The following is an 11,092-nucleotide window of genomic DNA, read 5'->3' on the forward strand; positions in this document are numbered from 1 at the left end:
GCCAGCGCTCAGGCGAAGGGATGACGCAGCACGATGGTCTCGTTGCGATCCGGCCCGGTGGAGATGATGTCGATCGGCGCACCGACCAACTCTTCCACGCGCTTGATGTAGGCACGCGCGTTGGCCGGCAACTCTTCCAGGGTCTTGGCGCCCAGGGTCGATTCGCTCCAGCCCGGCATCTCTTCGTACACCGGCTCGAGACCGATGTAGCTGTCGGCGTCGGTCGGGGCGTCGATGACAGCACCGTTCTCGTTCTTGTAACCCACGCAGATGCGGATGGTTTCCAGACCGTCGAGCACGTCCAGCTTGGTCAGGCACAGGCCCGAGATGCTGTTGACGTCGATGGCACGACGCAGGATCACCGCATCGAACCAGCCGCAGCGACGGGCACGGCCAGTGGTCGCACCGAACTCATGGCCACGCTTGGCCAGGAACGCACCGACGTCGTCGAACAGCTCGGTCGGGAACGGACCGGAGCCCACCCGAGTGGTGTAGGCCTTGGTGATACCCAGGATGTAATCCAGGTACATCGGGCCAACGCCGGAACCGGTGGCGATGCCGCCTGCAGTGGTGTTCGAGCTGGTCACGTACGGGTAGGTACCGTGGTCGATATCCAACAGCGAACCCTGGGCACCTTCGAACATGATGTCCTTGCCGGCACGACGCAGGTTGTGCAGTTCGGCAGTGACGTCGAGCATCATCGGCTTGAGCAGCTCGGCGTATTCCATGCACTCGTCGAGAGTGGTCTGGAAGTCGATGGCCGGCTCCTTGTAGTAATTCACCAACTGGAAGTTGTGGTAGTCCAGCAACTCGCCGAGCTTGGCGGCGAAACGCTCACGGTGGAACAGGTCACCGATACGCAGACCGCGACGGGCGACCTTGTCTTCGTAGGCCGGGCCGATACCGCGACCGGTGGTGCCGATCTTCAGCTCGCCACGGGCCTTCTCGCGCGCCTGATCCAGGGCAACATGGTAGGACAGGATCAACGGGCAGGACGGGCTGATACGCAGACGCTCGCGCACCGGCACACCCTTCTCTTCCAGCTTGTTGATCTCGCGCAGCAGAGCGTCAGGCGCAACCACCACGCCGTTGCCGATCAGGCATTGCACGCCTTCACGCAGCACGCCCGACGGAATCAGGTGCAGCACGGTTTTCTCACCGTCGATCACCAGGGTGTGACCGGCATTGTGGCCACCCTGATAACGCACTACGGCGGCCGCATGCTCGGTCAGCAGATCGACGATCTTGCCTTTGCCCTCATCACCCCACTGGGTGCCCAGGACGACGACATTCTTACCCATAACACTTGTCCTCTTCGCGCAAGCTTGAGCCGGTCACGGCCGGCGAAAGTAATTCAGAATAGACGACCACAGCGGTCGCTCAGCCCAGCGCCAGCACTTGCCAGCGACCGTCCCGCAATAACAGTTGGCGATCACAGCGGGCCTGCTCGGCCTCGCTCAGTTCCTGACCCGGCAATGCCTGCACCACGCGCTCACCGTCGGCGCGCAGACGACGAACCGCCTGCCACAGGTAAACGTCATGACTGTCCGGAGCCCAGATGCCAGCCGGCTCTTCGCCGAGCGGCATACGCCCCAGGGTGACCAGCGTCTTCAGGTCGGTAGAGAAGCCGGTTGCCGGACGGGCGCGACCGAAGTCGGCACCGATATCGTCGTAACGGCCGCCCTGGGCGATCGCCTGGCCGACGGCCGGCACGAACGCGGCGAATACCACACCGGTGTGATAGTGATAGCCACGCAGCTCACCCAGATCGAAGTACAGCGGCAGCTCTGGATAGCGCAACTCCAGGGCATCGGCGATGGCCAGCAAATCATCCAGCGCGGCGTGCACGTCGTCCGGCGCCTCGACCAGACAGGCCTGGGCCAGATCCAGCACATCACGCCCGCCGCACAGCTCGCCGAGCGAACGCAGCATGCGTCGCAAGGCGTCCGGCAGCGCGTCGGTCAAGGCATCGATCTCGTCCATGGCCTTGCGCTGCAGGGCGTCGAACAGCTGTTGCTCGACCTCCCCGGACAACTCGGCGGCACGCGCCAGGCCCCGGTAGATACCGACATGCCCAAGGTCCATATGCACGTCCGGTACCTCGGCCAGCTCGAGGGTATCGACCAGCAGGCTGATCACCTCGACGTCACTGGCCGGGCTGGCGTCGCCATACAGCTCGGCGCCCAACTGAATCGGGCTGCGCGATGTGGTGAGCGCGCGCGGCTGCGCATGCAGCACGCTACCGGCATAGCACAGCCTGCTCGGGCCTTCACGACGCAGCGTATGCGCGTCGATGCGCGCCACCTGCGGCGTGATGTCGGCACGAAAGCCCATCTGCCGGCCGGACAGCGGATCGGTCACCTTGAAGGTGCGCAGATCTAGGTCCTGCCCGGCGCCGGTCAGCAGCGATTCCAGGTATTCGATATGAGGGGTTACCACGAATTCATAGCCCCAGCGCTGGAACAGATCCAGCACCTGACGACGCGCAACTTCGATGCGCGCCGCTTCCGGAGGCAATACTTCTTCGATCCCATCTGGCAGCAGCCAGCGGTCTACGGTCGCCATTTCGCCATTTCCCTCTTGATTCGGGCGGCACAAGCCTTCAGTGGAGCGGATGGAAGGCCGAACGCGGCAACAGGCCGGTCAGCTCCAGGAACGGGCATCGAGACGATCAGTGAATTGATTGCACGAAGCCCCCACGCCAGGGGCGCGGAAAGGGACAAGGTCAAAAGCCTTGAAAGACAGAACGTAACGCTCAGTTCGTGCCGCATGATTCCCACAGGCGTAAAAAAGCCGGGATTTTCCCGGCTGCCGCATCATACCACGCCAAAAGCCTCAAGCCACAAGCTTCAAGCGACAGGCGAGCACATGGCATCGACCTGCAGCTTGTAGCCCGCGACTTACAGCCTTATCAAGGCTTGGACTTTTCCAGATAACGGAAGAAGTCGCTGCTCGGATCCAGCACCAGCACGTCACGCTTGTCGGAGAAGCTCTCGCGATAGGCGTTCAGGCTGCGGTAGAAGGAGTAGAACTCCTGATCCTGGCCATACGCCTTGGAGTAGATGGCAGCAGCCTGGGCATCACCCTCACCGCGCAGCTCCTCGGCCTGGCGATAGGCTTCAGCGAGCAGTACACGCTGCTGACGATCGGCGTCGGCACGAATACCTTCAGCCAGCTCCTTACCCTTGGCGCGATGCTCACGAGCCTCACGCTCACGCTCCGAACTCATACGATCGAATACGCTGCGGTTGACTTCCTTGGGCAGGTCGATGGCCTTGACGCGAACGTCCACCACTTCGATACCCAACTCACGCTGCGCCGCCCGGTTGAGCGAAGCAGTCACGTCAGCCATCAGCGCATCACGCTCGCCGGACACCGACTCGTGCAGCGTGCGCTTACCGAACTGGTCACGCAGCGATGCCTCGAGACGACGCGACAGACGCTCGTCGGCGATCTGCTTCATGCCCGATGTTGCGGTGTAGTAACGCTCGGCATCGAGCACACGCCATTTGGCGTAGGCATCGACCATCAGCGCCTTCTTCTCGAGCGTCAGGAAGCGCGAGTTGACGGTATCCAGCGTCAGCAGGCGCGCATCGAACTTGCGCACCTGGTTGACGTAAGGAATCTTCACGTGCAGGCCAGGCTGCACGTCAGGCTGGACGATACGACCGAACTGCAGAAGTACCGCTCGCTCGGTTTGCGCGACGATGTAGAAGCTGCTCCAGGCGACCAGCGCCAGCACAACGCCTACGATCAGAGTCACCAGTGATTTATTGCTCATCAACGGCCCTCCCTTGTGCGCAAATCGGTCTGCCCAACGTTATTGCCTACCCGTGCGCCCAGATCGGCCGCACCAGCGCCAGCACCGGCAGCATTGCTGGAAGCACCGCTACCACCACGGCTGTCGATCATCTTGTCCAGCGGCAGGTAAAGCAGGTTGTTCTGCCCCTTGTCGCCAGTCACCAGCACCTTGCTGGTATTGCTCATCATCTGTTGCATGGTGTCCAGATACAGACGCTCGCGAGTCACCTCGGGAGCCTTGCGGTACTCGGCGACCAGCGCAGTGAAACGATCCGCCTCACCCTGGGCGCGGGAGATCACTTCATCGCGATAACCACTGGCATCCTCGATCAGACGCTGGGCCTGACCACGGGCCTCCGGTACCACGCCATTGGCGTAGGTTTCGGCCTGGTTCTTCTCGCGCTGCTCGTCTTCACGGGCACGAATCACGTCATCGAAGGCTTCCTGCACTTCACGCGGCGCCGCAGCGCTCTGCAGGTTCACCTGAGTCACGGTGATACCGGTGCGGTAGGTGTCGAGGAAACGCTGCAGACGCTCACGCACGTCACCAGCCATCTGCTCACGGCCTTCGGTCAGCACCTGATCCATCTCGGTGGAACCGACAACGTGGCGCACGGCACTGTCGGTGGCATGCTGCAGACTGGTCTCCGGCATGTCGACGTTGAGTACGAAATCCTGCAGGTTGCTGATCTTGTACTGCACGGTCAGCGGTACTTCGATGATGTTCTCGTCTTCGGTCAGCATCTGCCCCTGCTTGCTGTAAGCACGCTCACGGGTGACGTTTTCCTGAAACTTGCGATCGATCGGCGGGAAGTAGATGTTCAGACCCGGACCGACGGTCTCGTGGTATTTACCGAAACGCAGCACGACGGCCTGTTCCTGCTCATCGACCACATAGATAGCGTTGTACAGCCAAAAGGCGCCCACGACGGCCAGCGCAACGAACAGCAGGCCGAAACCGCCACCCTTGCCTCTGGAACCATTGTTGTCACTGCCGCGTTTCTTGCCGCCACCGAACAAACCATTGAGTTTGTCCTGCAGCTTGCGGAAGGCTTCGTCGAGATCCGGTGGTCCCTTGCGGTCACCGCCGCCACCGCCGCCGTTACCACGACGACCGCCGCCACCCCAGGGATCCTGATTGTTCGAATTGCCACCCGGCTCATTCCAAGCCATAGCGCTCTCCATACTGATAAAGCAAAGACGCGCCAACGGCGCGCCCACCAATGCTACAGAATGCCCGCTTGCAGCGGCAAAATCACCGCTGCAGGCTTTATTGCAAAGTGTGTTGCTCGATGAATTCTAGCGGCTGCAGGCCTTCGCGGCTGACCAATCGGTTCAACTCGACGCGGGGAATGCGCACCTGCAGAAGACTGCTGCCGTCATCGGCATACGACTCCTGCTGCACCGCACCCATCTCGAAGAACTGCGCCCGCAGACGCGCCAGTCGCTGAGGCAGCTGCAAGGTCGCCACGAACAGGTCATCGCCCAGCAGCTCGGCCACGGCCTGCTTGAGCAGCGGCAGGCCGCGCCCGTCACGGGCAGACAGCCAGACACGTTCAGGCCGACCATCGGCATTGCGTTGAATCTGCGGCTCGACACCTTCCAGCAGATCGAGCTTGTTGTAAACCTCGAGCACCGGCAGATCCTGTGCGCCGATTTCACCCAGCACCGCCAGCACCTGCTCGATCTGCGCATTGCGCTCCGGCTCGTGAGCGTCGATCACGTGCAGCAGCAGATCGGAGTTGCTCGACTCCTCGAGCGTGGCGCGGAAGGCTTCGACCAGCTTGTGCGGCAAATGACGAATGAAGCCCACGGTATCGGCCAGCACCACCGGCCCAAGATCGTCGAGCTGCAGGCGACGCAGGGTTGGGTCGAGGGTGGCGAACAGCTGGTCGGCCGCGTAGACGTCCGACTCGGTCAACGCGTTGAACAGCGTGGACTTGCCGGCGTTGGTGTAGCCGACCAGCGAAACGGAGGGGATGTCCGCGCGCTTGCGCCCGCGGCGAGCCTGCTCGCGCTGACTGCGCACCTTCTCCAGCTTCTGCTTGATCTGACGGATGCGCACGCGCAACAGGCGCCGGTCGGTTTCCAGCTGAGTTTCACCCGGGCCGCGCAGACCGATACCACCTTTTTGTCGCTCGAGGTGAGTCCAGCCACGCACCAGGCGCGTGCTCATGTGGTCGAGCTGAGCCAGCTCAACCTGCAACTTGCCTTCGTGAGTACGGGCGCGCTGGGCGAAAATATCGAGAATCAGTCCGGTACGATCGAGCACGCGACACTCGAAGACACGCTCGAGGTTACGTTCCTGACTGGGCGTAAGGACGTGGTTGAAGATGACCAGGTCGGCCTCGTGGGCCTTGACCTGATCACGCAGCTCTTCCACCTTGCCGCTACCGATCAGGAATTTCGCAGTGGGCCGACTGTTCGGCACACTGAAAAACGCCACGGCGTCGGCACCAGCGGAAAGCGCCAGTTCCTGAAACTCCTGGGGATCCTCGCTCGCCTCGGTGTTCTGGCTATCCAGATGAACCAGGATGGCCCGTTCACCCCCTTCATGGCGCTCGAAGAACAATGCAGCCCCCTGGATTAAGCGTTGCCTGGCTCGGACTCAGCCTGTTCGGACTCGGAAGCACTCGGCAGACGAACCGGACGGCTCGGTACCACAGTGGAGATAGCATGCTTGTAGACCATCTGGCTGACGGTGTTCTTCAGCAGGATGACGAACTGATCGAAGGACTCGATCTGGCCCTGCAGCTTGATGCCGTTGACCAGATAGATGGAAACAGGGACGCGTTCCTTACGCAGGGTGTTCAGGTAAGGGTCTTGTAGCGAATGCCCTTTTGACATGTGCCGCACTCCTAAATGGATCGATAATTGAATAGTTTTTGAACGGTTTTCTTTAACCAGTAAAACGGCTTTGGCACGTCTTCCCCCAAGGATAGACGGCCCGCGGCGAGGTCTCAGGTCAATATGGAGACCGTCGCCAAGTATTTCAAGGCACGTGGCAGATTGTCGCAATCGAGACTGTCCAACCAGTGCACATTTTCCCAACTACGCAACCAGGTGAACTGCCGCTTGGCCAGTTGACGAGTGGCGATGATACCCCGCTCACGCATCAACGGCGCGCTCAGACGCCCTTCCAGATGTTCCCACACTTGCCGGTAACCCACGGCCCTTATGGACGGCAACTCGGCGTGCAGGTCACCTCGCCGATGCAGGCGTTCGACCTCGGCGACGAAGCCCTGTTCCAGCATCAGATCAAATCGTTGCGCGATTCGTTCGTGCAGCGTCTGTCGCTGGGCCGGCGCGATCGCCAGTTGCGCGACAGTATAGGGGAAACGCCCCGCTCCTGAGCTGTCTTCGTTCTGACGCAGACGCAATTCGCTCATGGTCATGCCGCTGACCTTGAAGACTTCCAGGGCGCGCACCAGACGCTGCGGGTCATTGGGGTGGATGCGCGCCGCCGATTGCGGGTCCACGGCATGCAATTGCTCGTGCAGCACATGCCAGCCGTCGCGCTGACCACGCGCCTCTAGCCCGGCTCGGACCTCGGCGTCGGCTCCGGGCATGTCGGCCAGGCCATCGAGCAGGGTCTTGAAGTAGAGCATGGTGCCGCCCACCAGCAGGGGAATGCGCCCCCGCGCGGTGATTTCGGCCATGACCGCCAGCGCATCGCGACGAAACTCGGCAGCCGAATACGCATCGGCCGGATCACGAATGTCCACCAGATGGTGAGGAAACGCCTCCAGCGTGGCCCTGTCGGGCTTGGCGGTACCGATATCCATCCCCCGGTAGACCAGCGCGGAATCCACGCTGACCAGCTCGCAGGGCAGCACGCGCGCCAGCGCCAGCGCCAGGTCGGTCTTGCCGGCAGCGGTCGGGCCCATCAGAAAGATGGCGGGAGGAAGGCAGGACATCGACAGGACTCGGATAAACGGCGGCCCATTTTCAGGGCACGGGCCGTCACTCGCAAGCACGACCCGCCGGTTACTGGCCGCGCATGAACAATTTGTCCAGCTGGTCCATGCTCATCTGCGTCCAAGTCGGCCGGCCGTGATTGCATTGACCACTGCGCTCGGTCTGCTCCATGTCGCGCAGCAAGCCATTCATCTCCGGCAGGGTGAGCCGGCGATTGGCACGCACCGCACCATGGCAGGCCATGGTGCCCAGCAGTTCATTGAGGTGAGCCTGAATACGATCGCTGGTACCGTATTCGAGCAGATCGGAGAGCACATCGCTGACCAGACGCGTCGCCTCGGCCTGCTTGAGCAGCGCCGGGATCTGACGGATCGCCAGGGTTTCCGGGCCCAGACGCTGCAGCTCGAAGCCCAGCTTCTGGAACCACTGGCCATGTTCCTCCGCACAATCGGCCTCGCGCTGGCTCACCGCGATGGACTCCGGCACCAGCAGTGGCTGGCCGCGCAGCCCTTCGCTGGCCATCGCCACCTTGAGACGCTCGTACATGATGCGCTCGTGGGCGGCGTGCATATCCACGACCACCAGGCCATGAGCGCTTTCGGCAAGAATGTAGATGCCCTTGAGTTGAGCGATGGCGTAGCCGAGAGGCGGAATATCACCCTGTGCGTCCGGCAGTGAGACAGGAGCACTGCCCGCGGGCATCGGTGCGAAGAACTCCCGATACACACCCTGGGCTTCGGCCGCAGGTAGCGACGCCTCGCTGCGCTGCCCCTGATAGCCGGCGCCCGGAGAACGCCAGACGGACTCCGCAGGGCGCTCCAGCACGCTGGCTGCCAGGCCCATCTCGCCCTGGGGGCCGAATTCGCCAGCAGCCTGGCCGGTAGGCCGCAGCATGGTTTCGACGGCCGCCGGCGTGGCCAGTTGATCTTCAGGCCGCACTTCGCCCAGCGCCCGGTGCAGGGTGCCGTAGAGGAAGTCATGAACCGTGCGCCCCTCACGGAAGCGCACCTCGTGCTTGGTGGGATGCACGTTCACATCCACCGCCGTCGGATCGATCTCCAGAAACAGCACGAAGGTCGGGTGGCGACCATTGAACAGCACATCGCGATAAGCCTGGCGCACCGCATGGGCGACCAGCTTGTCGCGCACCATGCGACCGTTGACATAGAAGTACTGCAGATCCGCCTGACTACGGGAGAAGGTCGGCAAGCCGACCCAGCCCCACAGGTGCAGGCCGTTGCGTTCGATGTCGATGGGCAGCGCCTGCTCGAGGAAACCCGAACTGCAGACCGACGCGACCCGCCGGGCGCGACTGGCGTCGTCGTTGGCCTCGTGCAGCGAGAGAATGTTCTTGCCGTTGTGGCGCAGGTGAAAGGCCACGTCGAAGCGCGCCAGCGCCAGGCGCTTGATCACTTCCTGCAGGTGATCGAACTCGGTCTTCTCGGCCTTCAGGAACTTGCGCCGTGCCGGGGTATTGAAGAACAGGTCACGCACTTCCACCGACGTGCCGACCGGGTGCGCGGCGGGCTGCACGCGAGGCTGCATGTCACGGCCTTCGGTCTCCACCTGCCAGGCCTGATCGGCATCGGCAGTGCGCGAGGTGAGGGTCAGCCGTGCGACCGAACTGATCGATGCCAGGGCCTCACCGCGAAAGCCCATGCTCATGACCTGTTCGAGATCCTCGAGCTCGCGAATCTTGCTGGTGGCGTGGCGAGCCAGAGCCAGCGGCAGGTCATCGGCGGCGATGCCACGACCGTCGTCACGCACCCGCAGCAGCTTGACGCCACCCTGCTCGACATCCACCTCGATCCGCTTGGCGCCCGAGTCCAGGCTGTTTTCCAGCAGCTCCTTGATCACCGAGGCCGGGCGTTCGACCACCTCGCCGGCGGCGATCTGGTTGGCCAGCCGCGGGCTCAGCAGCTGGATGCGCATCGCTTCACTCATGGCTGGGCAGCCAGCGAAGTGGCGGGGATCTGCAGGGTCTGGCCGACCTTGATCACATCGGACTTGAGGGAGTTGGCACTGCGCAACGTGGCCAGGCTGATCTGGTAGCGCTGGGCGATCAACGCCAGGCTTTCGCCGGAACTGACCCGATGCTCGCGTGGCCCCTGGGCGATCTTGCCGTTGTCACGCAGCCAGGCGATATAGGTACCAGGTGGCGGGTTCTGCTCGAAGAACTGCTTCACGCCGGTGACGATCGAGCGCGACAGGCTCTGCTGGTGGCTGGCGGAATGCAGCTTGCGCGCCTCGCTGGGGTTGGAGATGAAGCCGGTTTCCACCAGGATCGACGGAATGTCCGGCGATTTCAGCACCATGAAACCCGCCTGTTCGACCCGGCGCTTGTGCAGCGGCGTGACTTGGCCCATCTGCCCGAGAACCTTCTGGCCAACGTTCAAGCTGGACGACAACGACGCCGTCATCGACAAATCGAGCAGCACGCCAGCGAGCATCCTGTCCTTGTCTTCGAGGCTGACGTTGCCGGCCCCACCGATCAGGTCGGACTGGTTTTCCGCATCCGCCAACCAGCGGGCGGTTTCGGAGGTGGCACCACGATCCGACAGCGCATATACCGAGGCACCGAACGCCGCAGCCCGGGGCGCGGCATCGGCATGAATGGACACGAACAGATCGGCGCCCTTCTTGCGGGCGATCTCGGTGCGCTTGCGCAGCGGGATGAAATAGTCGCCGGTACGCACCAGTTCGGCACGGAAACCTTTCTGGGCATTGATCTGGCGCTGCAACTCCTTGGCGATGGACAGGGTCACGTGCTTCTCGAGCTGCCCCTTGACCGGCCCCAGAGCCCCGGGGTCCTCGCCACCGTGCCCAGCGTCGATGGCGATCACGATATCGCGCTTGCCGCCTGGCACCGGCGCCAGCTTGGGCGGCGCCTGGGTCGGCGTGACCGGCACTGGCGGCGCACTGGCCGTGGTGGTCGACGGCAGGCTTGGCGCGGCGTCCGAGGCTTGGTCGAACAGATCGACCACCAGGCGATGGCCATATTGCTGATTCGGTGCCAGCGTGAAACTCTTCGGCGTAACCTGAGATGACAGGTCGATGACCACGCGCAGATCGTCAGGGGTCCGCTGCGCAGAGCGCACGGACGTGATCGGTGTATTGCTCAGCGCGAGCTTGTCCAGCGGCGTCACCAGTTTGGCACCGCTGATATCGATAACGATGCGATCCGGGGCAGACAGGGTAAAGACGCTGTGCTGCACCGGCCCGGAAAGGTCGAAAACCAGACGCGTGTTGTCCGGCGCGCGCCAGAGGCGAACGCTGCGCACATCCGACGCGGCCCACACGTCGACCGCCATGACCGTCAACATCAGCCCGACCGCGATCAATCGCGCGCCTATGCGCATACCCGCCCCCACTT

9 protein-coding genes are annotated in these 11,092 nt (G+C 62.9%); all 9 read right to left on the minus strand.

The features are described from left to right. Positions 1–8: 8 nt before the first annotated feature. The gene (locus tag QRN22_RS11855; RefSeq protein ID WP_042554469.1) at positions 9–1,301 is read right to left on the minus strand and encodes an adenylosuccinate synthase; all 1,293 of its coding nucleotides are present in this window, start codon (positions 1,299–1,301) and stop codon (positions 9–11) included. A gap of 79 nt (positions 1,302–1,380) precedes the next feature. Next, on the minus strand, positions 1,381–2,565 hold the full coding sequence (locus QRN22_RS11860; protein WP_042554468.1) for an ATP phosphoribosyltransferase regulatory subunit: 1,185 nt from the start codon (positions 2,563–2,565) through the stop codon (positions 1,381–1,383). Between the two features lie 346 nt (positions 2,566–2,911). Beyond that, positions 2,912–3,781, minus strand: coding sequence for a protease modulator HflC (hflC, locus tag QRN22_RS11865; protein WP_042554467.1), 870 nt, complete (start codon positions 3,779–3,781; stop codon positions 2,912–2,914). Further along, entirely contained in the window at positions 3,781–4,974 is a 1,194-nt protein-coding gene (gene hflK / locus QRN22_RS11870) for an FtsH protease activity modulator HflK (RefSeq protein WP_042554466.1), read from the minus strand. Before hflK ends, hflC begins: the two co-directional genes overlap by 1 nt. Before the next feature lie 97 nt (positions 4,975–5,071). Further along, entirely contained in the window at positions 5,072–6,373 is a 1,302-nt protein-coding gene (hflX, locus tag QRN22_RS11875; RefSeq protein WP_042554465.1) for a ribosome rescue GTPase HflX, read from the minus strand. A gap of 14 nt (positions 6,374–6,387) precedes the next feature. Next, the gene (gene hfq / locus QRN22_RS11880; RefSeq protein ID WP_042554464.1) at positions 6,388–6,648 is read right to left on the minus strand and encodes an RNA chaperone Hfq; all 261 of its coding nucleotides are present in this window, start codon (positions 6,646–6,648) and stop codon (positions 6,388–6,390) included. A gap of 113 nt (positions 6,649–6,761) precedes the next feature. Continuing rightward, the gene (miaA, locus tag QRN22_RS11885; RefSeq protein ID WP_042554463.1) at positions 6,762–7,718 is read right to left on the minus strand and encodes a tRNA (adenosine(37)-N6)-dimethylallyltransferase MiaA; all 957 of its coding nucleotides are present in this window, start codon (positions 7,716–7,718) and stop codon (positions 6,762–6,764) included. A gap of 70 nt (positions 7,719–7,788) precedes the next feature. Continuing rightward, entirely contained in the window at positions 7,789–9,663 is a 1,875-nt protein-coding gene (gene mutL, locus QRN22_RS11890; protein ID WP_042554462.1) for a DNA mismatch repair endonuclease MutL, read from the minus strand. Beyond that, a complete protein-coding gene (locus QRN22_RS11895) occupies positions 9,660–11,090 on the minus strand; it encodes an N-acetylmuramoyl-L-alanine amidase (RefSeq protein WP_373565162.1) in 1,431 nt (476 codons plus the stop codon). The genes mutL and QRN22_RS11895 overlap by 4 nt, the downstream gene beginning before the upstream one ends. Positions 11,091–11,092 lie beyond the last annotated feature (2 nt).

Origin of the sequence: Pseudomonas sp. MEJ086 (genome assembly GCF_030209025.1) — a bacterium.
GTDB lineage: Bacteria > Pseudomonadota > Gammaproteobacteria > Pseudomonadales > Pseudomonadaceae > Aquipseudomonas > Aquipseudomonas fulva_A.